This is a genomic window from Haloarchaeobius amylolyticus (assembly GCF_042678045.1).
Taxonomy (GTDB): Archaea; Halobacteriota; Halobacteria; order Halobacteriales; family Natrialbaceae; genus Natrinema; species Natrinema amylolyticus_A.
The window spans coordinates 462,464-485,363 of sequence record NZ_JBHUDI010000001.1; the positions used below are offsets into that span (position 1 = coordinate 462,464).

The window sequence follows — 22,900 nt, forward strand, 5'->3', positions numbered from 1 at the left end:
TCTGAAATTCAGGGTTGTGAGTCAGTCGACAACGGTTCGTCGTGCAAACAGGCGGCGAGCAGTGCGACCCGGTCGACGAGTGCATCGAGTTGGACGTACTCGTAGGTCTGGTGGGCTCCGTCGCCGACCGCGCCGAACCCGTCGATCGTGGGGGCGTGCCGGCTGGCGTCGTTCCCGTCGCTTGCGCCACCCGAGCGCGTGCCCTCGAGCGTGAGTCCGAGGCGGTCTCCGAGTGTCTGGACACGCTCCCAGAGCAGGCGATTGCCCGCCGTCGGCTCCATCGGTGGCCGTCCGAACCCGCCGTCGATCGTCAGTTCGGTGCCCGGCGTCGTCGCCTCGAGCGAGCGGATCTCTTCTGCGACGGCCTCGGCTGCGTCGTCGGTGGGTGCGCGGACGTCGACCTCGGCTCGCGCATCCGGTGCGACGACGTTCGACCGAAGCCCCGCTTCCACCTGGCCGACGTTGACGGTGATACCCGAGTCGATGTCGGTGAGTTCGTGGAGTCGGTGAATGACAGTGCCCAGTTCCTCCGTCGCGCTGGCTCCCTCTTCGGGCTCGAGCCCGGCGTGGGCGGCCTTCCCCTCGATCGTGACTGTGAAGTGGCCGACCGCTTTCCGTGCGGTCTTGATCTTGCCCTCGGGACCGCTGGCGGGCTCGAGCACGAATACCCGGTTCGCCTGCTTGGCGAGCTCGATGATCCGCGGTTTGGATTCGGGACTGCCGATCTCTTCGTCGCTCGAGATGAGGACGTGAACCGGCAGCGACGGCTCGAGCGAGAGCTCGTCGAGGGCACGGAGCGCGAAGGCGGCCTGGGTCAGGCCGCCTTTCATGTCGAGCGCACCCGGCCCCTCGAGGACGCCGTCTCGAATTTCGGGCGGGTTCTCGTCGACGGTGCCGAGCGGCCAGACGGTGTCCGCGTGGCCGATCACGAGCTGGATTTCGTCGGCGTCGTCCCGACCCGGTGTCCACGCCTCGAGCCGGCCGCCGGTCTCCTCGCCCGGAACGCGCTCGGTCTCCAGCCCGCTGTCGCGGAGGTCACTCGCCAGCCGCTCGAAGAAGTCGTCGAACGTCTCGGGGTTCTCCGTAGGCGTCTCCAGCTCGACCAGCTCGAGGAGGTACTGCGCGAGGGGTTCACGATGCGCGTGTGCCCACTCCCGAATCCGCTGTTCGGCGGCGGATTCTGGTTCCGATTCCGAGGCAGTCATCGCTCGAAGCCCTCCGGAAACGGGAACGCCTGGCTCTCGCTGATCGCGGCAAAGCGGTCGGGATAGAGGTGTGCCAACACCGGGGCCTGCTCGAGCAGTGTCTCGGGCTCGATGTCGTCGCTGTGGTAAGCGTCGGTATGGACGTGTTTGCCGACGACGGTCCCCGCGATGAGTTCGCCATCGGCGAAATCGACGATCCGGTCGAGTTCGCACTCGAGGACGCCGTAGGCGCCGGCCACGGCGGGCGCGTCGACGGCGTCGGCGTCGACCGTGTCGATTTCCGTCAACGAGGGCTTGTCGCCCTCGGCGTTCCGGGGTGCTGCGGCGAGGCTGGCGTCGAGGATGTCGTCGGGCCGGGGATAGCTGACGGTAAACGCGCCCGTGCGCTCGACGTTCCCGTAGGTCCCGTGTTCGGGCGTACAGATGAACCCGAACTGGTCCGACCAGCCCAGCGGGATCGCCATGTGTTTCGGCGCCAGGTTTTCCGACCCGTCTTCGTCACGCGTCCCGACGATCACCAGCGGCGCCGCCGTATACAGCGTCTCGAAGAACGATTGATCCGGCTGCAGCGTGATGAGGTCGGGATCGTTCGAAAGAGTCATTCAGTTGTCCGTGGCTCACATAGACTCCCACGGACCATACTGGTTGTGTTAGTTATCCAAAACCTGGAATAACGCAGCCGTTTGAAGTCCGGTCGGTCCGCCGATCGCCGTCGGCGGCCACGGATTCGATCGAGCGAGGCCCAATGACACCGATCCCGCGCAGCTATTTCAACCGAAACGGGTTCTCGTCGTCGCCGTCGTCTTCAGCCGACTCGCTCTCGTAGGGTTTTCGCGCCGTGACCGTCACCGTCGCCTCGGGGTCGTCTTCGTCGGCCCACGGGCTGTCATATGCCGAGAGCTCGAGATCGGTGACCTCCCAGCCCTCGGCCTCGATGAGCTCGACGAGGCGACGCTGGTCTGTGAGCATGTCGTCGTCCATACGTCGGCCTGGAACGTGCGGACATATAGTAACACTTGAACCGAGTTAACCCACCACACGTGACTCGAGGGTGCCGATGACGACGCACCGAGTGAGGGGAACGGTTCCGAACAGACACATGTCCGACACTATTCTAGAGCTCACCGATATCGACGAGTTCCTCGACGAGCGTCCGATGGGCGCGACGAAGCCGTTCGGAGAGCGCCTGATGGGAGATGTCGAGTTCGTCCGAGAGTTCGTCCATGTCCCGCTCGCGGGGAATCTCGTAGTAGCCGGCCTCGAGGGCCGCGACCAGCGATTCGTACTGGGCGTCGGTGAGCCCGTACCGGCCGTGGCGACGCTCCTCGAGCCGGTGGATGCGCAGGATCTTGACCGGGAGTCCCTGCTCGGTCGCGAACTCGTAGGTGCGCGAGAGCGCCTCGCGGTCCGGGAAGAGCACCCGGAACTGCCACTGCGTGTTCTCGACAGCCGCATCGAGAACGGTCGCGTGCGCGTCGGTCAGCACGTGAACCGTGACAGCGACGTCGTCGACCCAGTCGACCTGGTACAGGACGTCGCCGTCACGAGCGACGAGTCGGGTGGCGTCTTCGACGGTCGAATCAGCTGCCAGTGCGTCGTCGACGGCTGCCAGCGCCGATGAAGTGCCGGAAAACCAGACGTACGGCATGACGCAGCCCGGATCAGCGGCGACGACGCGTTCGACCTCGACGTCGAGGTCGGGCACCGCCTCGAGCGTCCCCCGGAGTGCGAACTCGGCGGTGGGGACGGCGAGTTCCGCGATGGTACTCATGTGGGTGGACACGACACGGAGCGACATGATACTGAGGACGTGACTGCACCGCGACCTGTAGAGACTGGCGTGTGCAAGTGACGAAACTGAAATCGGTTACGGGACTGCGAAATGCCCGGCGCACTTAAGCGGATTCGAATGTAACCGAGTAGCATGCTCACCGACGAGTTCGGGCGGGAGGTTACCGGCGTTCGCGTCTCTCTCACCGACCGGTGTAATTTCGACTGTGTCTACTGTCACAACGAAGGATTGGGCGACACTCGCGGGCCGATGGAGCCAGCGGACAACGAGATGGATACCGACGACGTCGTCCGCTTTCTCGAGGTCGCCGCCGAGTTCGACGTCGACGCGGTCAAGTTCACCGGCGGCGAGCCGCTGCTCCGACAGGACCTCGAGGAGATCATCGCACGCACACCGGATCAGATGGAGGTCTCGCTGACCACGAACGGCTCCTTTCTCCCTGATCGTGCCGAGGGCCTCGTCGACGCCGGCTTAGAACGGGTCAACGTCTCCCAGGACGCGCTCGATCCGGCGGACTTCGCCGAGATCACGAAAAGCGGGGCTTACGAGAAGGTCATCGAGGGTGTCGAGGCGGCGCTCGAGGCGGGACTGGACCCGGTCAAACTCAACATGGTCGTCTTCGAACACACCGCAGGCTACGTGCCGGAGATGGTCGACCACGTCGCCGAAAACGACGGGCTCCAGTTGCAGTTGATCGAGTACATGCCCGAGTTGACTGGCAAGCCGGAGTGGAACATCGACATCGAGCGGGTCCACGACTGGCTGGCCGAGCGGGCCGACGAGATCGAACACCGAGAGATGCACAATCGCAAGCGCTACTGGGTCGGCGGCGGTGAACGAACCGATGACGGTTCATGGTCCGGCGGTGGGATGGTCGAGATCGTCGACCCCGTCGAGAACCCGACGTTCTGTGCGAACTGCCATCGGGTTCGGGTCACCCACGAGGGCTATCTCAAGGGCTGTCTCAACCGCAACGACGACCTCAGATCGATGGGCGAGCTGACCAAACCCGAAATACGAGCAGCGTTCCGCGAGGTCGTCGCCAACCGGGTCCCCTACTACGGCGAGTACATGGTTCGAAACGACGAGGGGGAGTGGGAGCTAAACGAGAAGTACATCGAGGAGTACGCTGGAGCCTGATTTCTCTCACGACAGTTGTCGAAATCGGAGCCAGTAGAGTGTCGACTCGAGCGTGAGGGGTTCTGTGAGGGACTCACATAACCCGCCGCCGTCTTTCGTTGCGCTTAAGTAGTCGACGGGGGTAGGACCGAGTGCGTTACGTGTAGGGGAGCGATCCCCGAGTCCGAGAGGGCGATGATAGACCGACAGTGTTGTGGTAGCCAAGCGGCCCAAGGCGCATGGTTGCTAACCATGTGGCGTCAAGCCTCCGGGGTTCGAATCCCCGCCACAACGTCGGAACCTTCGCTGGCGTTTTCCCGCCAGTCGATTTGCACCGCACGCAGACTAGAGACAGATACACGACATCATGAGCGCGGAAGAACCTCAAGAACAAGAAGACGACGAAGATCTCCGCTACTTCGTCCGCATCGGGCAAACCGACCTCGATGGGACGAAGTCCGTCGAGCGCTCGCTCACGGAGATGAACGGGATCGGTCGCCGGACCGCCCGACTCATCGCCGAGGAAGCGGGCGTCGACCGAACGGCAACGTTCGGCCGACTCGACGACGACGTCATCGACGAGGTCGTCGAGGTCGTCGAGAACTACGCCAACGAAGTCCCCGACTGGCTCAACAACCGCCAGGCGGACTTCTACACCGGCGAGACGACTCACGAGATCGGCAACGATCTCCAGCTGACTCGACAGCACGACATCAACCGGATGAAGATGATCGACTCCTACAAGGGCGTTCGCCACAAGCGCGGCCAAAAGGTCCGTGGGCAGCGCACCAAGTCCACCGGTCGTACGGAGGGCACCATCGGAGTCAACGTCGAAGAGATCCGCGAAGAACAGGCCGAAGAAGGCGGCGAAGAGGGTGAGGGCGAATAATGCCACTCGGCACCGATACCAAGCAGTACGAGACGCCGAATCACCCCTACCAGGGTGAACGCATCGCCTCCGAACACTCTCTCGTCGACCGCTACGGCCTCAAGAACAAGGAAGAACTCTGGCGTGCCCAGTCCGAGCTTCGCTCCTACCGGCGCGAGGCTCGTGACCTGCTCGGCCAGGCTCAGGACGACGAAACCGTCATCCGCCGCTCCGAGGAGTTCCTCGGCCGGCTCAAGCGCGTCGGCATCCTCAACGAAACCGACGAACTCGGCGACGTCCTGTCGCTCGAGATCGAGGACGTCTTAGAGCGCCGACTGCAGACGGTCGTCTACCGATCCGGACTGGCGAACACGACCCAGCAGGCCCGTCAGTTCATCACTCACGGCCACATCGTGGTCGACGGTCAGCGCCACAGCGTACCCTCTTACGTCGTCGACATCGACGAGGAGGACCTCGTGGCCTTCGACGAGAACAGTCCGCTCGCGGACGAACTTCACCCCGAACGCGCGGAGGGTCAGTAAACCATGAGCCAGGACGACGACAAGTGGGGCATCGCCCACGTGCACGCATCGTTTAACAACACCGTCATGACCGTGACCGACCTCACGGGCGCGGAAACGATCGCCAAGTCCTCCGGTGGGACGGCGGTCAAACAGAACCGCGACGAGGCGTCGCCGTACGCGGCCATGCAGATGGCCGAGTCCATCGCCGAAGAGGTCAAAGCGGCCGGCATCACGGGTCTGCACGTTCGCGTGCGTGGCCCCGGCGGCAACCTCCAGAAGTCCCCCGGTCCCGGCGCGCAGGCGACGATCCGCGCGCTCGCTCGCTCGGGCATCGAAATCGGGCGCATCGAGGACGTCACGCCGATCCCCCACGACGGATCGCGCGCACCCAAAGGCAAGGGCGGCTACTAGATCATGACAGAGGAGTACGACGTCGAGTTCGTCGAACGCGAGGATCGTGAGGCACGGTTCCTCGTTCGCGGCGTGACGCCCGCGTTCGCCAACGGCATCCGTCGCGCGATGATCGCCGACGTGCCGACGATGGCGATCGACACCGTCCGGTTCGTCGAGAACTCGTCGGTCATGTTCGACGAGCAACTCGCGCTCCGACTCGGGCTCGTCCCACTGACGACGCCGCCGGTCGGCGAGTTCGCCGAGGACGACACCGTCACGCTCTCGATCGACGTCGAAGGGCCGGCCACCGCCTACTCCGGCGACCTCGTCTCGAGCGACGAGCTCGTCCAGCCAGCCGACGAAAACGTTCCGATCATCGAACTCAAAGACGGCCAGCGCCTCGAGGCCGAGGCCGACGCCGTCATCGACCGCGGGAAAGACCACGCCAAACATCAGGGCGGGGTCGCGGTCGGCTACCGACACCTCCAGCGCGTGGAGGTCGACGGTGATCTCCCCGAGTTCGAAGAGCAAGAGAGCCGGATCATCCGCGGTGTGATCGAAGACGACGGCGAACTCGTGTCGACAAGCGAGTTCGATCACGACCTCTCGAACCGATACCCTGGCAAGCAGGTCCGGGTCGAGGACGTCCCCAACGCCTTCGTCTTCCACGTGGAAACGGACGGCTCCTTTACCGTCGACGAACTGGTCACGCGAGCCGCGGAGACGCTCGAGGCACGCGCGACCGAACTCGAAGACGCAGTACAGCTATAGAACATGAACCGACGCCCCCGACCCGATCAGGACGCGCCGTTCGCCGACGCCGTGAGCGACGAGATCGGCGATCGCTCGTCCACTGGAATCGAAAGGGGTTTGAAGGGGCGACGGGTACGTGGAAGTGCGAGCAGGGATAGCCAAGTCAGGCCAACGGCGCAGCGTTCAGGGCGCTGTCTCGTAGGAGTCCGCAGGTTCAAATCCTGCTCCCTGCATCACTTCTCACGAATCGATTCCACCGTCGACGACGCAGTCTCCCGTGTCGTCGACGCACCAGCAGTTGCAGATTTGGAGGAAACCAATGAGTAGCAAGACTAATCCGAGGCTCACCGATCTCATCGCCGAGCTGAAGTCGACGTCCCGCGAAGAGGACGCCGACGTCTGGCGAGACGTTGCGGATCGACTCGAGAAGCCCCGGCGCACCCACGCTGAGGTGAACCTGGGCCGCATCGAGCGGTACGCACGCGAAGAAGAGACTGTCGTCGTTCCCGGCAAAGTGCTGGGATCCGGCGCACTACAGAAAAACGTCACCGTCGCCGCCGTCAACTTCTCTTCGTCCGCAGAGACGAAGATCGAACAGGTCGGCGAGCCAGTACCGCTCGAGCAAGCGCTCGAAGAGAACCCAGAAGGCTCCGACGTCCGGGTGATTCGATGAGTCTCGCAGAGTTCGACGCCGATACCGTCGTCGACGCCAGTGACTGCATCCTCGGTCGCGTCGCCAGCGAAGTCGCCCAGCGCGCGCTGGACGGCGAACGCGTCGCGATCGTCAACGCCGAGGACGCGGTTATCACCGGCGACAAAGAAGACATCTTCGAGACGTACCGTACGCGACTGCAGCTCGGCTCGGACAGCGGGCCGTACTACCCGCGACGACCGGACACGATCTTCAAGCGGTCCGTCCGCGGCATGCTGCCGTACAAGAAACCGCGCGGCCGCGAAGCGCTCGACAGCGTCCGCGTCTACGTCGGCAACCCCTACGAGAACGACGACGACCGCGACTCGGAAGTGCTCGAGGGAACGTCGCTGGATCGCCTGTCGAACATCCGCTTCGTCCACCTACACGAAGTGTCCGAACAGTTAGGTGCTAACGTCACATGGTAACCAACACGAGTGGCAAGAAAAAGACGGACGTCGCGCGAGCGACGGTCCACGAGGGCGAGGGTCGCGTTCGAATCAACTCCCAGCCCGTCGAACTGGTCGAACCCGAGATGTCCCGGCTCAAGATGCTCGAGCCGTTCCGCATCGTCGGCGAGGACCTGCGTAGTGAGATGGACATCGACGTTCGCGTCGAGGGTGGCGGCATCAGCGGGCAGGCAGACGCCGTCCGCACCGCCATCGCACGCGGCATCGTCCAGCACACGAACGACGCCGAACTCCGTGACGCGTTCATGGAGTTCGACCGGTCGTTGCTGGTCAACGACGTTCGCCAGTCCGAACCCAAGAAATGGGGCGGCCCGGGCGCTCGGGCGCGCTACCAGAAGTCCTACCGCTAAGGTGATTCAGGCATGATGGTACCGGTCCGGTGTTTCACCTGTGGTAACGTCGTCGGCGAACACTGGGAGGAGTTCGACGAACGAGCCAACGAGGGCGACGAGGACCCCGAAAAGGTCCTCGACGAACTCGGCGTCGACCGCTACTGCTGTCGGCGGATGCTCGTCAGTCACAAAGACCTGGTCGACATCGTCTCCCCGTACCAGTAACAATGCAACAACAACAGCACAACCGCTACGAGAAAGCACGCATCCTCGGCGCGCGAGCGCTGCAGGTCTCCTACGGCGCACCGGTGTTGATCGAGACCGAGCAGACGGAACCGATCCTCATCGCCGCCGAGGAGTACGACGCTGGCGTGCTACCGTTTACCGTCAAGCGGGGGTACGATCGAAAATGACGCTCATCACGGACATCCGACTGCGACGCATCCTCGACTCGCGAGGCAACCCGACGGTCGAAGCCGACGTCGTGACCGAAAGCGGCGGGTTCGGCCGTGCTGCAGCACCTAGCGGGGCCAGTACCGGCGAGTACGAAGCCGTCGAGCGACCGCCGAGCGAGGCGATCGCCGCGGCTCGAGAACACGCCGTCCCCCGACTCGTCGGCGAGGTCTACGCGGGCAACCAGCGTGACGTCGACGCCGCACTGCACGCCGCAGACGGCACCGACGACTTCTCGGAGATCGGTGCCAACAGCGCGGTCGCCATCTCGATGGCCGGCGCGAAGGCCGGTGCCGACGTGCTCGGTGCCCCACTGTTCCAGCACCTCGGTGGCACGTTCCGTGGCGCGAACTTCCCGATTCCGCTCGGCAACGTCGTTGGCGGTGGCGAACACGCCGCCGACGCGACCGATATCCAGGAGTTCCTGGCAGCACCCGTCGGTGCACCGAGCGTCGAAGACGCCGTCTTCGCCAACGCCGCCGTCCACGCCGCCGTCTCGGACCTGCTGTCCGAACGCGGCGTCCCCTGTGGCAAGGGCGACGAGGGCGCGTGGGCACCGTCGATCGACGACGGCGAGGCGTTCGAGATCGTCGACGAGGCGGTTTCGCTGGTCGAAGACGAGGTCGGCTTCGAGATCAAGTTCGGCCTCGACGTCGCCGGCGCGGAGCTGTACGACGCCGACTCGGGTACCTACGAGTACAGCGACGGGAGCCGCGACACCGACGAGCAGATCGAATACATCGCCGACCTCGTCGAAGAGTACGACCTCGTCTACGTCGAGGACCCGCTCGACGAGGACGACTACGACGCCTTCGCCGACCTCACCGACAAAGTCGGCGATCGGACGTTGATCTGCGGTGACGACCTGTTCGTCACGAACACCGACCGTCTCGTCGAGGGAATCGATCGCGACGCGGCCAACAGCATCCTGATCAAGCCAAACCAGATCGGGACGCTGACGGACGCCTTCGACGCGATCGAACTCGCGACCGAGAGCGGCTACGACTCGGTCGTCTCCCACCGGTCGGGCGAGACCGAAGACGCGACGATCGCACACCTCGCCGTCGCGACCGACGCCCCCTACATCAAGACGGGTGCCGTCGGCGGCGAGCGAACCGCAAAGCTCAACGAGCTCATTCGAATCGCAGACGACGCGACATGACAGAAAACGACGCAACTCAGGAAGGGCTCGACGCCGCCGAGGAGGACATCGACGAGGAGCCAGCCGAAGGGGCTGGCCCCGCCGCCGAGGAGGACGTCGAGCCAGTAGACGAACAGCCCGCCGACGCCGAGGGAGCACCCGCGGCCGACGCCGAAGAAGCCGACGACGCCGCCGAGGAAGAAGACGCCGGTCCGACCCTCGACGACGACGTCATGTCCGACGAGGAAGCGGACCTGCTGATCCCCGTCGAGGACTACCTCGGCGCCGGTGTTCACATCGGGACCCAGCAGAAGACCGACGACATGGAGCGGTTCATCCACCGCGTCCGGACCGACGGTCTCTACGTGCTGGACGTCTCGAAGACCGACGGCCGTATCCGCACGGCCGCGGACTTCCTCGCCAACTACGACCCCGAACAGATCCTGGTCACATCCTCGCGCCAGTACGGTCGCTTCCCCGCGGAGAAGTTCGCCGAGGCCGTGGGCGCACGCGCCCGCACCGGCCGCTTCATCCCGGGCACGCTGACGAACCCGAAGTACGACGGCTACATCGAGCCGGACGTGCTCGTCGTCACGGACCCGATCGGCGACGCCCAGGCCGTCAAGGAGGCCATCACAGTGGGCATCCCGGTCATCGCGATGTGTGACTCGAACAACCAGGTCAGTAACGTCGATCTCGTCGTTCCGACGAACAACAAGGGTCGCAAGGCCCTCTCGGTCGTCTACTGGCTGCTCGCAAACGAGGTCCTCGACCGCCGCGGCGCAGAGCCGTCCTACTCGCTCGAGGACTTCGAGAGCACGGTCTAAGGCGTTCGATATCGGCGCTGTTCGTTTTCTCGCCGCTGTGCAGTCCCCTGACAGCGATCGGGCTCGGATCGGACAACGGACACCGATAAATCGATCTGTTTTGCTGACACATGTGCCGTCAACTGCTACACGCCCACAAGGTTTACTATAGCGTAGGCAAATCAACGGCAGTATGGTCAGTTCACCGTCGCGAACGCAAGCGGACGCGACCCGCCGATGGGATCGAGTGTTCGCCGTCCTTTCCGCTGAACCGCGGCGGCGGATCGTCGACGAACTCATCGACGTTCCTGCAGGCGAATCGATCCCACTCCCGGAAGCGGTGGCGGACAGGAGCGCTTCGAGTGCGGCCGACCGAGTGCGGGTCCAATTGTGCCACCACCATCTCCCACTGCTGGAAGCGGAGGGTGTCGTCCACTGGGAATCCGATCCGCTACGAGCGTATCGTGGCCCCGATTTCGAGCAGGTGAGTGTCGTGCTCGAAAGCCTCCATGCAAACGCCACGGAGATTCCGGACCGACTGGTCATCGGCTGTGACTCGCTCGAGCAGGAGCGAGCGGGCGATCATTCAGAACCCGGCGGCAACGAGTGAGCCAGACCCGAAATCGACGGTGAACGATAGTAGTCACTGGCAGTCACTACACACCTGATCGCACGACAGCTGTGCGATCAGTGTGTGAATCGTTTCAGTTGTTTCTAGAGCGGTTTCTCACGACGAGTTGTCCTCGAGCAGCCGCGCGACCAGTTCGGCGGCGTCGACGGCCGTCGCGCCGAAGACGTAGGTCGCGGGTTCGATCCCGAACGCGCCGCGGTGGTAGGCGACGCGAGGGACCGTCCCGCGGTCCTCGAATCGCTGTCTGAGATGTTCGCCGCGATCCTCGTAGTCCGCGTCGAACTCGAGCGGGTCGATGCCCAGTTCCCTGGCAGCCGCGAGCAGGTCGTCGTCGGTGGCGACGTTGGTCGCGCCGCGGATACTCGGTTCGACCGCGTTGGCGGCCAGAATCGCCGTTGCAACGTGTTTCGAGGCACCGAACTCGGGGTTGGCCGGAATCTCGATCCGGCCGCCCATGGCGTAGATCCGGCCCGGAATCGCGGCGACGTCGGTTTCATCGCCGGGATCGGGGAGACTCATGCCGACGTTCGTTCCGACGTTCGGGATCGAGTCGGCCATGCCGGGAATCGAGGCGAGCGTCCGCGCGGCGGTGCGGACGTTCGCGAGCACGTCCCGCTCGGCACGCACGTCGGGATCGAGCCCACGAACGCAGAGATCACAGCCCAGTCCCTGTAGCTCGGGCATCGCTTCTTCGTGGAGTTCGCAGATGGGGCCGCGATCCTCGAGGCTGCGAACCAACGCGAGGAGTTCGGCGAGCGCGTCGTAGCCATCCATCTCGCCGCTTGCCAGGCCATCGGCGATCCGATCGACGGTCGCGACGGTTTCGGGATCGTCGCGAAACCGATCGTCGCCGCCGCTCTCGCCGCCGACGTACTTGCTGACGGCGGCCTGGGTCACGCCGAGTTCGGTGGCGATCTCCCGCTGGGTGAGCCCGCGGTCGGCGAGTCGGGTGGCCAGCATCGCCCGTACGGTCGGCAGGAACCGATCGACGACGAGCTCACTCGGTAAGACGAGCGACATACGACCGACGTTCGAGCGCAACGACATAAGTCCGACTACCGCACGTCCTCACAGTTGGTCCACCACCGGTTTCAGACGGCAGATGCATCGATGATGCGGAGGGCGTGTGTCGCCAGGTGTCTCAGACAAGACGTGCGGTCACGTCCGAGACGTCCGGCGGTCCGCATCGAGATAGTCTCGAAGGGCATTTGCTACCGTCTCCACACCCACGATGAGGACCAGGATCGCGACGATGGCCGCCATCACCCGAGTGTAGTTGCGGGCACGAAACGCCATGATCAACGGATAGCCGATTCCGCCTGCGCCGACGATACCGAGCACCGAACTCTTCCGCGCGTTGAGTTCGAGGTAGAACAGCGTCCAGGCCACGTACGCCGTCATCACCTGGGGCAGCCGCGCGGCGGACGTCGTAGCAACGATGCCCGCCCCGCTCGAGACGACGGCGTCGACGGGATCGCGGTCGATCTCTTCCATCTCGTCGGCGAACAGCCGGCCGAGATCACCGATCGTCCCCATCGCGATCGCAAGGGTCCCGGCGACGGGGCCTAGCCCTGCGAGGATCACGAACAACAGTGCATACACCATGCTCGGGACCGCGCGGATTCCGCCGAGGAAGAGCCGCGTCGGGCCGTAGACGAGCCGCGGCGTGACGTTGCTCGCCGCGAGCACGCCGAAACACAGCGCCAGCGGCAAGCCGATCGCGGTCCCGACGGCGGCGATCGCGAGCGTCTCGATCGCTGCCGGAACCAACGTCGGCGCATCACCACGTAACTGCTCCCAGAGCTGGGTCGGGGCCAGCATCTCCTCGAGGAGGACCGATGCGAAGTTGTGTCGGTGTGCATAGAGGTAGGTGAGATCGAAGCCGAGCCAACGGGCAGTTACGACGACACCGAGGAGCAGTCCAGCGACGAGGAGGAGGCGAACCCCCATTCGACGCCGCCACTGCTCCTGGATCCGATCGAATTCGGCGTCGATCTCGGCTGTCATCCCGGTTCCGGTCGCTCGGCCGGCGTTCGGGTCCCCCACTGTCTCCCTTCGGCCCACGTTTGCGGTGCCGTCTGCCGATTCCGTGGGATCGCCAGCGTCGTGATCAGCCATCGTATACCTCCGCGATGCGCGCGTCGTCGACGTCGCTACTGGGAGCGTCTAGCACTACGCGGCCGTCGGATAGGCCCAGATACCGGTCGGCGACGTCATCGGCGAGCCGAGGCTGGTGGAGACTGACGAATCCGACGAGGTGACGGTCACGAACGACGGTGGCGAGCCGCTTGAGGACTGACCGGGCCGTTGCGGGATCGAGAGACGCGACCGGCTCGTCCGCGAGCAACACGCGAGGCTCCTGCTGAAGCGCGCGAGCGATGCCGACGCGCTGGCGCTCCCCACCGGAGAGGTCGCCGACGCGCCGATCCGCGTCGCCGGCCAGTCCAACGGCGTGCAGTCGCTCGATCGCCGCCCGCTTTTCGCCGGCCGCGTGCCAGCCGAGCACTTCCCGCCAGACCGGCTCGCGGCCGAGTGCGCCATCGAGGACGTTCTCGAGTGCAGACTTGCCGTCGATCAACGCTCCCGCCTGAAAGACGAGCGCAACGTCCGTCGGATCGATCCGGTCACCGTCGAGTCGGATCGTCCCCGACTCGGGCTCCGCGAGCCCGTCCAGACAGCGCAACAGCGTCGTTTTGCCGGCACCCGAGCGTCCGATCAGGACGGTCAGTTCGCCGGGCTCGAGATCGAAATCGACACCGCTCACCGCGACCTCGTCCCCGTAGCGTTTCTCGAGGGCGGTAACGCTGAGCATCGGCGCGTGGCTTATGCGGATTCGTTGTCGTCGTCTTCTCCGTCCGAGTCCTCCTCGAGGTCCGCGATCTCGATGCCCATCTCTTCGGCGACGTTCCGAACCGGGTCGTACGTCCCGGCCTCGACGGGACCGTACCGATCGACACGATGGTCTTCGAGCGCGTCGTCGGGCGTCTCGAGCAGCCGATCACTCAACTGCTCGCGGACAGACTCGGGGGTCTCCGGTTTGGCAACGATCGGATCGAACGGGATGGGATCGCTCTCGGCGAGTTTGACGATCGCGTCGTCGTCCGGATGCTGGAAGTCGCCGTAGGCTGCCGCGTCGACGTGGCCGTTCTCGAGCGCCTGGAGCGCGGCGTCGTGGCCGAACGACCACTCGATGTCGAAGTCAGCCGGCTCGGTGTCGATGTCGCCTGCGTCGAGACCGGCTTCGGCGAGCATGTACCGCGGGAACATCCCGCCGCTCGAGCTCAGGGGGTCGACCATCGCGATCGTCGCCCCCTCCAAGTCGGCGAGCGTCTCGACATCCGTCTCGGCCCGCGTAGCGATATACGAGTGGTACGCGTCGCTGCCGTGGGACCAGTTGATCGCCAGCGGGTGGATCCCCTCGTCCCGTGCGAGGACGTAGATGATCGGCGAGAGGTTCGCCAGCTCCGTATGGCCCTGGACGACGCTCTCGACGACCGCGCTGTAACTGGTCGTCGGCGTTCCCTCGACCGAGTCGACTTCCTCGAACCCGTCGGCGAGCCACTCGAACGTCCCCGCGTACTGTTGCTCGAGTTCCTCTGCGTCCTGAAACGGTGGGAGGGCGAACTCGATCGTCCCGTTCGCCCATGCGCCGACCGGGTGTTCGTCGCTGTCGATCTCCGTGTCGCCGAGACACCCCGCAGCGCCGATGGTAGCGCTACCTGCAATGAGTCCGAGATACGTTCGTCGGTTCATAGCTCCAGTCGCCACCACTGACTGATAACACTCACGAATACCGTCGCATCTCACTCGATCGCGTCCCGTTCGAGCCCGGCGTCGATCCCTTCGTTCGCGGAGTACAGATAGCTATTAACCATCGACGTACGAACGGCCGGGCATGACACTCTCGAGCGCTCCCGGCAAGGTGTATTTGTTCGGGGAGCACGCGGTCGTCTACGGCGAGCCCGCCGTCCCGTGTGCGATCGAGCGGCGAGCGCGGGTCGAGGTACAGCGTCGCGACGACGGCAAACTCCGCGTCCACGCCGAAGACCTCAGTCTAAACGGCTTTACCGTCGAATACGACGGCACGCCGGGGAACGGGCCGGACGTCGACGTCTCCGAATCGCTGATCAGCGCCGCGATGGGCTACGTCGACGAGGCGATCGAACAGGTTCGCGACGTGACCGGCGAGGACGACGTCGGCTTCGACGTGACGATCGAGAGCGACATCCCGCTGGGAGCGGGGCTTGGTTCCTCCGCAGCGGTCGTCGTCGCAGCCATCGACGCCGCGGCACGCGAACTCGGCGTCACCTTATCGTCCGACGAACTCGCTGAGCGGGCCTACCGAACCGAACACCAGGTCCAGGACGGGCAGGCCTCGCGGGCGGACACGTTCTGTTCGGCGACGGGCGGCGCGGTCCGCGTCGAAGGCGACGACTGTCGATCGCTCGCGGCGCCTGACCTGCCGATCGTGATCGGATTCGACGGCGGCGCGGGTGATACCGGTCAGCTGGTCGCGGGCGTGCGCGACCTGCGCGAGGAGTACGACTTCGCGGCCGACACTGTCGCGGCGATCGGTGACATCGTCCGCAACGGCGAACAGGCGCTCGCCGACGGCGATCTCGAAGAGCTTGGCCGGCTGATGGACTTCAATCACGGCCTCCTCTCTGCGCTGGGTGTTTCATCGCGCTCGCTCGATACGATGGTCTGGGCGGCCCGCGACGCGGGTGCCTACGGTGCGAAGCTTACCGGTGCTGGCGGTGGTGGCTGTATCGTCGCACTGGACCCAACACCGGAGACCGAGACGGCGCTGTCCTTTACCCCGGGCTGTGAGGACGCGTTCCGTGCCGAACTCGCCGAAGAAGGGGTGAAACGGCTCGAATGATCGTCCTGAAACTCGGCGGCAGCGTCATTACCGAGAAGGACCGCCCGGAGACGCTCGACGGCGACGCACTCGAGCGGGCTGCCGACGCGATCGCTGCGGCACTCGAAGGCGGACTCGAGGATCTCGTCGTCGTCCACGGCGGCGGGAGCTTCGGACACCACAACGCCAGCGAGCACGGTGTCAGTACCACCGAGGGAACCCACGACGCGAACGCAGCCCTCGACATCCACGGTGCGATGAAGACCTTGAATCAGTTCGTCCTGCGTTGGCTGCTCGAGCGCGACGTGCAAGCGGTGCCGGTCCATCCGTTCTCGGCGGGCCACCGCGATCGCGATGGGGCGCTCGAGTTCCCGACAGGACAGGTCGAGACAATGCTCGGCGAAGGGTTCGTCCCCGTTCTCCACGGCGACGTGATCGCCCACGGGGGCGCGGGTGCGACCGTCATCAGTGGCGACGAACTCGTGGCCGAACTCGCTGCAGCTCTCGACGCCGATCGGATCGGACTCTGCTCGACGGTGCCCGGCGTGTTAGACGACTCGGACACGGTCGTCGACCGGATCGACGACTTCGACGCCGTCGCCGACGTCCTCGGGGCCAGCGAGGCCACCGACGTGACCGGCGGGATGGCCGGCAAAGTGCGGACATTACTGGCGCTCGAGGCGGAGGCGTCGATCTTCGGACTCGAGACGCTGGATGCGTTCCTCGCGGGCGACAACCCAGGGACGACGATCGACTGACTGGGACGACGAACCGGAATAGAGACGACTGTTTTCAGCGGGTCCAGAACCCACCGGTGAACAGCACGAGGACGGGGATGATCTCGAGGCGGCCGATCCACATGAGAAAGACCATCAGGAGCTTCGAGCTGTCCGGGAACGCCAGATAGCTTCCGAAGGGGCCAACCGAGCCGAATCCGGGGCCGATGTTGCCGATCGTCGCGAGGCTGGCGCTGAACGCCTCGAGCGGCGTCAACGTGTAGCCGATGCGGCTGGCATCGAGCGCGATGAACAGCGTCGCGACGGCGAAGATGAGGAGATACATGAAGGTGAAGCCGAGGACGCCGCGGATCGCGTCCTCGTCGACGACGTTACCGCCGAGCCGGACCGGCCGAACGACTTCGGGGTGAGAGGCTGTAAACAGTTCCCGCCGGAGGACTTTGAAGATGATCACCCAGCGAACTACCTTGACGCCACCGCCGGTCGAGCCGGCGGAGCCACCGACGAGCATGGCAAACAGAAGGACGATCTTCCCCGTCGAGGTCCACTCGACGAAGTCGCTGGTCGCGTAGCCAGTCGAGGTCAACAGCGATGCGATCTGGAAGGCGCTCTGTCGCAGCGAGTTCCCGAGGACGCCCTCGGTCACGCCGCCGAGACCCGAAAGCGCCGGCGCGGCACCGGAATAGAGCATTCCAGCGAGGAGGACGGTCAGCCCGGCGATCGCGGCGATATAGGCGCGAAACTCGGTGTTTCGAACGAAGCGATGGCCGTCACCGCTGAAGACGTGCCAGAACAGGGCGAAGTTCGTCCCGGCGATGATCATGAAGGGGATCGCCGTCCACTGGACGATAGCGGAAAACGCCGCGACGCTGTCGGCTTCGGGCGAGAACCCGCCGGTCGGGAGCGTCGTGAACCCGTGTGCGATCGCGTTGTACAGTCCCATGTTGGGTGCCATCCCCGCGAGATGAAAGCCGTAGAGCAACGCGATGTAGACGGCAGTAAAGGCGAAGTAGACGAGCCAGAGGATCCGTGCCGTCTCGGCGATCCGCGGCGTCAGTTTCTGTAGCTCCGGGCCCGGCGCTTCCGACTCGATGAGCTGGGCACCGCTGACGGCGACCTCCGGCAGGATCGCGACCATCAACACGATGATCCCCATCCCGCCGAGCCACTGGGTGAGCTGTCGCCACATCATCACGGCGTGGGAGTGGCGCTCGACCGAGATCTCCCCGAGGACGGTCGCCCCAGTCGTCGTAAAGCCGGACATCGACTCGAAGACGGCGTTGACGGGATCGGCGAGTGTCGACTCGGTCCCCCAGCCCGCGAGCACGTACGGGACCGCGCCCACGACGGCGACGGCAAGCCACGAGATCGCGACGAACAGCATCGCTTCTCGAATCTGCAGGTCCGGCTCGGGGCTGAGTTGCTCGAGGCCGTAGCCGACGGCGATCGTCAGCGCGATCGTCGCCAGCCACGGGAACGTGGACTCGCCGTAGACGAGCGCCACGGCGAGGGGAACCACGAGCGGAACGGAGAGGTAGGTGAGAACAGTCCCGACGAGTGCGACGCTGTCGCGCCACTCAGTGCGAAGTCGCATAACACACCTCACTCGCGCAATCACGCCTGTACACGATATCTAACGGCATTTCAGCTAGCATATATTAATCCATCGTAACGGGTACAGCGGACGCTCGTGGCGGATACCGGAGTCGGGACGGGACGCTAGATCAGGTCGACGACCTCGTCGAGCACAGCCGCGTCGACGAAGACGATGACGTGATCGCCGGGCTCGACGGCAGTCGAACCTCGTGGCGTGATGTGCTCGCCGCCCCGAGAGATCGCACCGATGACGACGCCGTCCGGGAGGTCGTTGGTCGCTGTCGCGATGTCCTGTCCGACGAGAACGCTGTCGGGCCCGACCTCGATCTCGATGACCTCCGCGCGGTCGTGCTCGAGCATCGCTATTTTCTCGGTGTGGTCGGTCCGGGTAAAGCGAATGATCTCCTCGGCAGTCTCCTCGCGGGGGTTGACCGCGACGTCGACGCCGACGGTCTCGAAGAGGTCGGCGTACTCGGGTGTTTCGATGATGGCGACGGTGCGGTCGACGCCGAGTCTGTCGGCTAGCAGTGAGACGAGCAGGTTCTTCTCGTCGCTATCTAAGGCTGCGACCACGACGTCGGCCTCGCCGACGTGTTCGCGGGCGAGGAACTCGGAATTGGTCGCGTCGCTTTCCATGACCATGGTGTTCGGCAGCGCCTCGGCAACCTCGCGGGCCCGCTCGTGGTCCTGTTCGATCAATCGCGGCCGGAAGCCGTGGTCCTCGAACTCGCGGGCGGCCTGAAACCCGATCTCGCTCGCGCCGACGATGACGACCTCCTCGGTGTCGTCCGGCGTCGTCGCGACTTCGTCGGCGAAATCACGCATCGAGTCCGGACTTCCGATGACGACGACCCGATCGCCCGCCCGGATGACGGTATCGCCGCGCGTGACGATCATCTCGTCGTCCCGGAAGATCGCGGCGAACGTCAGCGAATCGTAACAGTCAGCCTCGCTGACCGTCCGGTCGACGATCGGGCTGCCTTCCGGGATGTCGAACTCGGCCATGCGGACGAGCCCGCCGGCGAACGTATCGACGTCGTGGGCGCTGGGAAGCCCCGAGATCCGGAAGATCGTCTGTGCAGTCAGCAGGTCGGTACAGACCATGAAATCGACGCCGAAGGCTCCCTGCGAGCCCTGCCAGGTCTCGAGGAGCGTCCGCCGGCGGACACGGGCGATCGTGAAGACCTCGGACGTGGCTTTCGCCGCGCCACAGACGACCGCGTTGGTCTCGTCGTTGTCGGTACAGGCGATGACGAGCCCGGCTTGCTCGAGACCGGCCTCGCGCAGTACCTCGAGGTCGGTCCCGTCGCCACGGATCGTGAGGACGTCGAGCTCGTAGGTGAGTTGCTCGGTCACGTCACCGTCGCGGTCGACGACGACGACATCGTGGGTGTCCTCGAGGTTCGCGGCGATCGAGCGGCCGACTTCACCGGCACCGACGATAATCACGTACACGACGATCCCTCCGAAAGCATGCGTACTGAAACCGTGTTTCGGGGCAACCGGGAAATGGATTACGATGCGTGATACGGTCTGCTGTCACGATGTCCCGGTGCACCCACAGGACGGGTCGCGGGTACACCGGACATGACTGACAGGAGTCCGTATGAAGCCGGGCCGGTTACTTCCCCGGTACCCGATCAACGAGCCGGACACGGACCGATAGGCTAACCCACTGTGTTTTTAACACCTGGGCGTGTACGAGCACATAGCGAAACCCGCGGGCAAGTGCGTTCGGGGCTCACGATGTCGTGAGCCGGCTGGAGACTGGTTGTCTCCGCGGACGCATAGCGGGATGGCCGACGCGCTGCAAGACGCCGGGGCCGAACAACCGGGAGTCCGCGGACCGTTTCGATGAGAGTCCACCACGCGGCTTTCAGTGCTACGAACCATGGAAATCGAAATTGCAACGATTGGCGGCTACGAAGCGGTTGGGCGGCAGATGACTGCCGTCCGCGCCGGCGACGACGTCGTCATCTTCGACATGGGTCTGAACCTCTCGAAGGTACTGATCCACGATAACGTCGAAACCGAACGGATGCACAGTCTCGACCTGATCGACATGGGTGCGATCCCTGACGACCGGGTCATGAGCGACTTGGAGGGCGACGTTCAGGCGATCGTCCCCACCCACGGCCACCTGGACCACATCGGTGCCATCTCGAAGCTGGCCCACCGGTACAACGCACCGGTCGTCGCCACGCCGTTTACGATCGAACTGGTCAAACAGCAGATCGAGGGCGAACAGAAGTTCGGCGTCGAGAACGACCTGATCAAGATGGAGGCCGGCGAGACGATGTCGATCGGCGACAGCGGAAAGGTCGACCTCGAGTTCGTCAACGTCACCCACTCGATCATCGACGCCATCAACCCAGTCCTCCACACGCCCGAGGGCGCGATCGTCTACGGACTGGACAAACGGATGGACCACACGCCGGTCATCGGCGACCCGATCGACATGGAGCGGTTCCGTGAGATCGGCCGCGAGGGCAACGGCGTCCTCTGTTACATCGAGGACTGTACCAACGCAAACAAAAAAGGCCGAACGCCCTCCGAAAACGTCGCACGCGAACACCTCCGGGACGTCCTCTACAGCATGGAGGACTACGACGGCGGGATCGTCGCGACGACGTTCTCGAGTCACATCGCTCGCGTGAAATCGCTCGTCGAGTTCGCCGACGACATCGGTCGTCAGCCCGTCTTGCTGGGCCGGTCGATGGAGAAGTATTCGGGCACCGCCGAACGACTCGACTTCGTCGACTTCCCGTCCGATCTGGGAATGTTCGGCCACCGCAAGTCCGTCGACCGGACGTTCAAGCGGATCATGAACGAGGGGAAAGAGGACTATCTGCCCGTCGTCACTGGCCACCAGGGCGAGCCCCGCGCGATGCTCACCCGGATGGCCCGCGGCGAAACTCCCTACGAGCTCGACGACGGCGACAAGGTCGTTTTCTCCGCCCGCGTGATTCCGGAGCCGACCAACGAGGGCCAGCGCTATCAGGCCGAGAAACTGCTCGGCATGCAGGGCGCGCGCATCTACGACGACATTCACGTTTCGGGCCACCTCAATCAGGAGGGCCACTACGAGATGTTAGACGCGCTCCAGCCCCAGCACGTCATCCCTGCCCACCAAGACATGAAAGGGTTCTCGGGCTACGTCGACCTCGCCTCGAACGAGGGATACACGCTCGGACGGGATCTCCACGTCACGCGCAACGGGAACCTCATCCAGCTTGTCGACTGATATGACGAGTCCCGAGGCACGCGAAGAGGCGGTGCTCGAAGCGGTGCGGAAGCGTCGTGAGCTCGTCAACGACGCGATTCCCGAGGAGCTGCCGATCCAGCGACCCGAGCGGCTCTACGAAGCCGCTCGGTACCTGCTGGACGCGGGCGGCAAGCGGCTCCGGCCGACTGTCTTCCTGACAGCGGCAGAGGCACTGGCCGACGTCGACTCGCTCTCCACGGAGTACCGGTCGTTTCCCCCACTCGACGACAGCGGCCCGGTCGACGTGATGGCTGGCGCCGTCAGCGTCGAGGTCATCCAGTCGTTTACCCTGATCCACGACGATATCATGGACGACGACGACCTCCGGCGTGGCGTCCCCGCCGTCCACAAAGAGTACGACCTCGAGACGGCCATTCTGGCCGGCGACACGCTCTATTCGAAGGCGTTCGAGATCATGCTCGAAACGGGCGCAGAGTCCGGTCGCATCGTCGACGCGCTCGACGTCCTCGCGACCACCTGTACGGACATCTGCGAGGGGCAGTCACTCGACGTCACCTTCGAGGAGCGCACCGACGTCTCGCCCGACGAGTATCTGGAGATGGTCGAACAGAAAACGGCCGTCCTCTACGCAGCGTCGGCGTGTCTGCCGGCAATCTTGCTCGGCGCTGACGACGAGACGGTCGACGAACTCTACGGCTACGGCCTCGACGTCGGCCGCGCGTTCCAGATCCAGGACGACGTCCTCGACCTGACGGTCCCCAGCGAACAACTCGGCAAACAGCGGGGCAGCGACCTCGTCGAGAACAAACAGACGTTGATCACCGTCCACGCCCGCGAGCAGGGCGTCGACGTCGACAATCTGGTCGACACCGACGATGTCGACGCGGTCACCGAAGCCGAGATCGACGACGCAGTCGCCGAACTCGAGGCGGCCGGCTCGATCTCGTATGCGAACCAGACCGCCCGCGACTTAGTCGAGCGTGGCAAGGGCCGACTCGAAGTCTTGCCGGACAACGAGGCGCGTGACCTCCTCTGTGAACTCGCGGATTACCTGATCGAACGCGGCTACTGACGCTTCCGCGCCGGTCGTTTTTCGGACGGAGTGACTCTCGAGCGGTTGCACCCGACTGCTATCAGTCCGGTGACGATCAGGATCCCGCCGGGGCCGATCGTGGCGACGATCACGCCGCCGAGAAAGGAGCGCGCGAGCAGGGCGACCCGTCTCTCGAGGGTAACGACCACGAGTCTCGAGGCCGGGTAGCTGGCTCGGTCGGTTAACGGCTTTCCTTGCTGCTGTGGGCG

At 64.7% G+C, this 22,900-nt stretch carries 26 protein-coding genes, 2 tRNA genes and 1 pseudogene; 19 read left to right on the forward strand and 10 right to left on the reverse strand.

Annotated elements, in window-relative coordinates:
- Positions 1–8: 8 nt before the first annotated feature.
- The 4 genes from ACFR99_RS02325 to ACFR99_RS02340 all read right to left on the reverse strand — a co-directional run bounded on the left by ACFR99_RS02325 (position 9) and on the right by ACFR99_RS02340 (position 2,976).
- Positions 9–1,205: a M20 family metallopeptidase gene (locus tag ACFR99_RS02325; RefSeq protein ID WP_390283992.1), complete on the reverse strand. Its 1,197-nt coding sequence runs from the start codon at positions 1,203–1,205 to the stop codon at positions 9–11.
- Complete coding sequence (locus ACFR99_RS02330; protein WP_390283994.1) at positions 1,202–1,807, reverse strand: flavin reductase; 606 nt, start codon at positions 1,805–1,807, stop codon at positions 1,202–1,204. The genes ACFR99_RS02325 and ACFR99_RS02330 overlap by 4 nt, the downstream gene beginning before the upstream one ends.
- A gap of 163 nt (positions 1,808–1,970) precedes the next feature.
- The gene (locus ACFR99_RS02335; RefSeq protein ID WP_390283996.1) at positions 1,971–2,186 is read right to left on the reverse strand and encodes a hypothetical protein; all 216 of its coding nucleotides are present in this window, start codon (positions 2,184–2,186) and stop codon (positions 1,971–1,973) included.
- A 133-nt stretch (positions 2,187–2,319) separates the two neighbouring features.
- Positions 2,320–2,976, reverse strand: a complete 657-nt coding sequence (locus ACFR99_RS02340) for a helix-turn-helix domain-containing protein (protein WP_390283997.1) — start codon at positions 2,974–2,976, stop codon at positions 2,320–2,322.
- Positions 2,977–3,129: 153 nt separating this feature from the next.
- On the opposite strand from ACFR99_RS02340, the gene moaA reads away from it, so the two are divergent.
- The 15 genes from moaA to ACFR99_RS02415 all read left to right on the forward strand — a co-directional run bounded on the left by moaA (position 3,130) and on the right by ACFR99_RS02415 (position 11,157).
- Positions 3,130–4,137: a GTP 3',8-cyclase MoaA gene (gene moaA, locus ACFR99_RS02345; RefSeq protein WP_390283999.1), complete on the forward strand. Its 1,008-nt coding sequence runs from the start codon at positions 3,130–3,132 to the stop codon at positions 4,135–4,137.
- Positions 4,138–4,327: 190 nt separating this feature from the next.
- A tRNA-Ser gene (locus ACFR99_RS02350) sits at positions 4,328–4,410 on the forward strand.
- Positions 4,411–4,483: 73 nt separating this feature from the next.
- Complete coding sequence (locus ACFR99_RS02355; RefSeq protein WP_390284001.1) at positions 4,484–5,005, forward strand: 30S ribosomal protein S13; 522 nt, start codon at positions 4,484–4,486, stop codon at positions 5,003–5,005.
- Positions 5,005–5,526, forward strand: a complete 522-nt coding sequence (locus tag ACFR99_RS02360; protein ID WP_390284003.1) for a 30S ribosomal protein S4 — start codon at positions 5,005–5,007, stop codon at positions 5,524–5,526. Before ACFR99_RS02355 ends, ACFR99_RS02360 begins: the two co-directional genes overlap by 1 nt.
- Positions 5,527–5,529: 3 nt before the next feature.
- Positions 5,530–5,919, forward strand: a complete 390-nt coding sequence (locus ACFR99_RS02365) for a 30S ribosomal protein S11 (protein WP_008012909.1) — start codon at positions 5,530–5,532, stop codon at positions 5,917–5,919.
- Between the two features lie 3 nt (positions 5,920–5,922).
- Positions 5,923–6,672 carry a DNA-directed RNA polymerase subunit D gene (locus ACFR99_RS02370; protein WP_390284005.1) on the forward strand — a complete coding sequence of 250 codons (750 nt, stop codon included), beginning with the start codon at positions 5,923–5,925 and terminating at the stop codon, positions 6,670–6,672.
- Between the two features lie 130 nt (positions 6,673–6,802).
- Positions 6,803–6,887 (forward strand) — tRNA-Leu (locus ACFR99_RS02375).
- 86 nt (positions 6,888–6,973) lie between these two features.
- A complete protein-coding gene (locus ACFR99_RS02380) occupies positions 6,974–7,327 on the forward strand; it encodes a 50S ribosomal protein L18e (protein ID WP_130501348.1) in 354 nt (117 codons plus the stop codon).
- On the forward strand, positions 7,324–7,773 hold the full coding sequence (locus tag ACFR99_RS02385; protein ID WP_390284007.1) for a 50S ribosomal protein L13: 450 nt from the start codon (positions 7,324–7,326) through the stop codon (positions 7,771–7,773). Before ACFR99_RS02380 ends, ACFR99_RS02385 begins: the two co-directional genes overlap by 4 nt.
- Positions 7,767–8,165 carry a 30S ribosomal protein S9 gene (locus ACFR99_RS02390; RefSeq protein WP_390284009.1) on the forward strand — a complete coding sequence of 133 codons (399 nt, stop codon included), beginning with the start codon at positions 7,767–7,769 and terminating at the stop codon, positions 8,163–8,165. The genes ACFR99_RS02385 and ACFR99_RS02390 overlap by 7 nt, the downstream gene beginning before the upstream one ends.
- Positions 8,166–8,177: 12 nt before the next feature.
- On the forward strand, positions 8,178–8,372 hold the full coding sequence (locus ACFR99_RS02395; RefSeq protein WP_008012920.1) for a DNA-directed RNA polymerase subunit N: 195 nt from the start codon (positions 8,178–8,180) through the stop codon (positions 8,370–8,372).
- 2 nt (positions 8,373–8,374) lie between these two features.
- Positions 8,375–8,560: a DNA-directed RNA polymerase subunit K gene (locus ACFR99_RS02400; RefSeq protein WP_008012923.1), complete on the forward strand. Its 186-nt coding sequence runs from the start codon at positions 8,375–8,377 to the stop codon at positions 8,558–8,560.
- The gene (gene eno / locus ACFR99_RS02405; RefSeq protein WP_390284011.1) at positions 8,557–9,762 is read left to right on the forward strand and encodes a phosphopyruvate hydratase; all 1,206 of its coding nucleotides are present in this window, start codon (positions 8,557–8,559) and stop codon (positions 9,760–9,762) included. Before ACFR99_RS02400 ends, eno begins: the two co-directional genes overlap by 4 nt.
- On the forward strand, positions 9,759–10,568 hold the full coding sequence (gene rpsB / locus ACFR99_RS02410; RefSeq protein WP_373618920.1) for a 30S ribosomal protein S2: 810 nt from the start codon (positions 9,759–9,761) through the stop codon (positions 10,566–10,568). Before eno ends, rpsB begins: the two co-directional genes overlap by 4 nt.
- Before the next feature lie 172 nt (positions 10,569–10,740).
- Entirely contained in the window at positions 10,741–11,157 is a 417-nt protein-coding gene (locus ACFR99_RS02415) for a DUF7344 domain-containing protein (protein WP_390284014.1), read from the forward strand.
- A gap of 117 nt (positions 11,158–11,274) precedes the next feature.
- Here the strand turns inward: ACFR99_RS02415 and ACFR99_RS02420 are convergent, their stop codons facing one another.
- The 4 genes from ACFR99_RS02420 to ACFR99_RS02435 all read right to left on the reverse strand — a co-directional run bounded on the left by ACFR99_RS02420 (position 11,275) and on the right by ACFR99_RS02435 (position 14,931).
- On the reverse strand, positions 11,275–12,198 hold the full coding sequence (locus ACFR99_RS02420) for a thiamine-phosphate synthase family protein (RefSeq protein ID WP_390284016.1): 924 nt from the start codon (positions 12,196–12,198) through the stop codon (positions 11,275–11,277).
- Between the two features lie 138 nt (positions 12,199–12,336).
- On the reverse strand, positions 12,337–13,185 hold the full coding sequence (phnE, locus tag ACFR99_RS02425) for a phosphonate ABC transporter, permease protein PhnE (RefSeq protein ID WP_390284167.1): 849 nt from the start codon (positions 13,183–13,185) through the stop codon (positions 12,337–12,339).
- 103 nt (positions 13,186–13,288) lie between these two features.
- Positions 13,289–13,990 (reverse strand): phosphonate ABC transporter ATP-binding protein, encoded by a 702-nt coding sequence (locus tag ACFR99_RS02430; RefSeq protein WP_390284018.1) that lies wholly within the window; start codon positions 13,988–13,990, stop codon positions 13,289–13,291.
- A gap of 11 nt (positions 13,991–14,001) precedes the next feature.
- Positions 14,002–14,931, reverse strand: coding sequence for a phosphate/phosphite/phosphonate ABC transporter substrate-binding protein (locus ACFR99_RS02435; protein WP_390284020.1), 930 nt, complete (start codon positions 14,929–14,931; stop codon positions 14,002–14,004).
- Positions 14,932–15,070: 139 nt separating this feature from the next.
- On the opposite strand from ACFR99_RS02435, the pseudogene mvk reads away from it, so the two are divergent.
- Both mvk and ACFR99_RS02445 read left to right on the forward strand, forming a co-directional pair.
- Positions 15,071–16,060: pseudogene (gene mvk / locus ACFR99_RS02440) on the forward strand (mevalonate kinase); the annotation flags it as partial.
- The gene (locus tag ACFR99_RS02445; RefSeq protein ID WP_390284022.1) at positions 16,057–16,797 is read left to right on the forward strand and encodes an isopentenyl phosphate kinase; all 741 of its coding nucleotides are present in this window, start codon (positions 16,057–16,059) and stop codon (positions 16,795–16,797) included. The pseudogene mvk and the gene ACFR99_RS02445, both read left to right, overlap by 4 nt.
- Positions 16,798–16,831: 34 nt before the next feature.
- Here the strand turns inward: ACFR99_RS02445 and ACFR99_RS02450 are convergent, their stop codons facing one another.
- A complete protein-coding gene (locus ACFR99_RS02450; RefSeq protein WP_390284024.1) occupies positions 16,832–18,370 on the reverse strand; it encodes a TrkH family potassium uptake protein in 1,539 nt (512 codons plus the stop codon).
- 125 nt (positions 18,371–18,495) lie between these two features.
- The gene (gene trkA / locus ACFR99_RS02455; protein WP_390284026.1) at positions 18,496–19,827 is read right to left on the reverse strand and encodes a Trk system potassium transporter TrkA; all 1,332 of its coding nucleotides are present in this window, start codon (positions 19,825–19,827) and stop codon (positions 18,496–18,498) included.
- Positions 19,828–20,263: 436 nt separating this feature from the next.
- On the opposite strand from trkA, the gene ACFR99_RS02460 reads away from it, so the two are divergent.
- Together ACFR99_RS02460 and idsA3 are read left to right on the forward strand one after the other, a co-directional pair.
- Entirely contained in the window at positions 20,264–21,616 is a 1,353-nt protein-coding gene (locus tag ACFR99_RS02460; RefSeq protein ID WP_390284028.1) for an RNase J family beta-CASP ribonuclease, read from the forward strand.
- A 1-nt stretch (position 21,617) separates the two neighbouring features.
- On the forward strand, positions 21,618–22,670 hold the full coding sequence (idsA3, locus tag ACFR99_RS02465; protein WP_390284030.1) for a geranylfarnesyl diphosphate synthase: 1,053 nt from the start codon (positions 21,618–21,620) through the stop codon (positions 22,668–22,670).
- The last annotated feature ends 230 nt before the right edge of the window (positions 22,671–22,900 follow it).

Excerpts from the sequence above, each read along its gene's own strand:
- ACFR99_RS02325 (WP_390283992.1), bottom strand. The coding sequence starts at position 1,205 with ATGACTGCCTCGGAATCGGAACCAGAATCCGCCGCCGAACAGCGGATT.
- ACFR99_RS02330 (WP_390283994.1), bottom strand. The coding sequence starts at position 1,807 with ATGACTCTTTCGAACGATCCCGACCTCATCACGCTGCAGCCGGATCAA.
- ACFR99_RS02335 (WP_390283996.1), bottom strand. The coding sequence starts at position 2,186 with ATGGACGACGACATGCTCACAGACCAGCGTCGCCTCGTCGAGCTCATC.
- ACFR99_RS02340 (WP_390283997.1), bottom strand. The coding sequence starts at position 2,976 with ATGAGTACCATCGCGGAACTCGCCGTCCCCACCGCCGAGTTCGCACTC.
- moaA (WP_390283999.1), top strand. The coding sequence starts at position 3,130 with ATGCTCACCGACGAGTTCGGGCGGGAGGTTACCGGCGTTCGCGTCTCT.
- ACFR99_RS02355 (WP_390284001.1), top strand. The coding sequence starts at position 4,484 with ATGAGCGCGGAAGAACCTCAAGAACAAGAAGACGACGAAGATCTCCGC.
- ACFR99_RS02360 (WP_390284003.1), top strand. The coding sequence starts at position 5,005 with ATGCCACTCGGCACCGATACCAAGCAGTACGAGACGCCGAATCACCCC.
- ACFR99_RS02365 (WP_008012909.1), top strand. The coding sequence starts at position 5,530 with ATGAGCCAGGACGACGACAAGTGGGGCATCGCCCACGTGCACGCATCG.
- ACFR99_RS02370 (WP_390284005.1), top strand. The coding sequence starts at position 5,923 with ATGACAGAGGAGTACGACGTCGAGTTCGTCGAACGCGAGGATCGTGAG.
- ACFR99_RS02380 (WP_130501348.1), top strand. The coding sequence starts at position 6,974 with ATGAGTAGCAAGACTAATCCGAGGCTCACCGATCTCATCGCCGAGCTG.
- ACFR99_RS02385 (WP_390284007.1), top strand. The coding sequence starts at position 7,324 with ATGAGTCTCGCAGAGTTCGACGCCGATACCGTCGTCGACGCCAGTGAC.
- ACFR99_RS02390 (WP_390284009.1), top strand. The coding sequence starts at position 7,767 with ATGGTAACCAACACGAGTGGCAAGAAAAAGACGGACGTCGCGCGAGCG.
- ACFR99_RS02395 (WP_008012920.1), top strand. The coding sequence starts at position 8,178 with ATGATGGTACCGGTCCGGTGTTTCACCTGTGGTAACGTCGTCGGCGAA.
- ACFR99_RS02400 (WP_008012923.1), top strand. The coding sequence starts at position 8,375 with ATGCAACAACAACAGCACAACCGCTACGAGAAAGCACGCATCCTCGGC.
- eno (WP_390284011.1), top strand. The coding sequence starts at position 8,557 with ATGACGCTCATCACGGACATCCGACTGCGACGCATCCTCGACTCGCGA.
- rpsB (WP_373618920.1), top strand. The coding sequence starts at position 9,759 with ATGACAGAAAACGACGCAACTCAGGAAGGGCTCGACGCCGCCGAGGAG.
- ACFR99_RS02415 (WP_390284014.1), top strand. The coding sequence starts at position 10,741 with ATGGTCAGTTCACCGTCGCGAACGCAAGCGGACGCGACCCGCCGATGG.
- ACFR99_RS02420 (WP_390284016.1), bottom strand. The coding sequence starts at position 12,198 with ATGTCGCTCGTCTTACCGAGTGAGCTCGTCGTCGATCGGTTCCTGCCG.
- phnE (WP_390284167.1), bottom strand. The coding sequence starts at position 13,185 with ATGACAGCCGAGATCGACGCCGAATTCGATCGGATCCAGGAGCAGTGG.
- ACFR99_RS02430 (WP_390284018.1), bottom strand. The coding sequence starts at position 13,990 with ATGCTCAGCGTTACCGCCCTCGAGAAACGCTACGGGGACGAGGTCGCG.
- ACFR99_RS02435 (WP_390284020.1), bottom strand. The coding sequence starts at position 14,931 with ATGAACCGACGAACGTATCTCGGACTCATTGCAGGTAGCGCTACCATC.
- ACFR99_RS02445 (WP_390284022.1), top strand. The coding sequence starts at position 16,057 with ATGATCGTCCTGAAACTCGGCGGCAGCGTCATTACCGAGAAGGACCGC.
- ACFR99_RS02450 (WP_390284024.1), bottom strand. The coding sequence starts at position 18,370 with ATGCGACTTCGCACTGAGTGGCGCGACAGCGTCGCACTCGTCGGGACT.
- ACFR99_RS02460 (WP_390284028.1), top strand. The coding sequence starts at position 20,264 with ATGGAAATCGAAATTGCAACGATTGGCGGCTACGAAGCGGTTGGGCGG.
- idsA3 (WP_390284030.1), top strand. The coding sequence starts at position 21,618 with ATGACGAGTCCCGAGGCACGCGAAGAGGCGGTGCTCGAAGCGGTGCGG.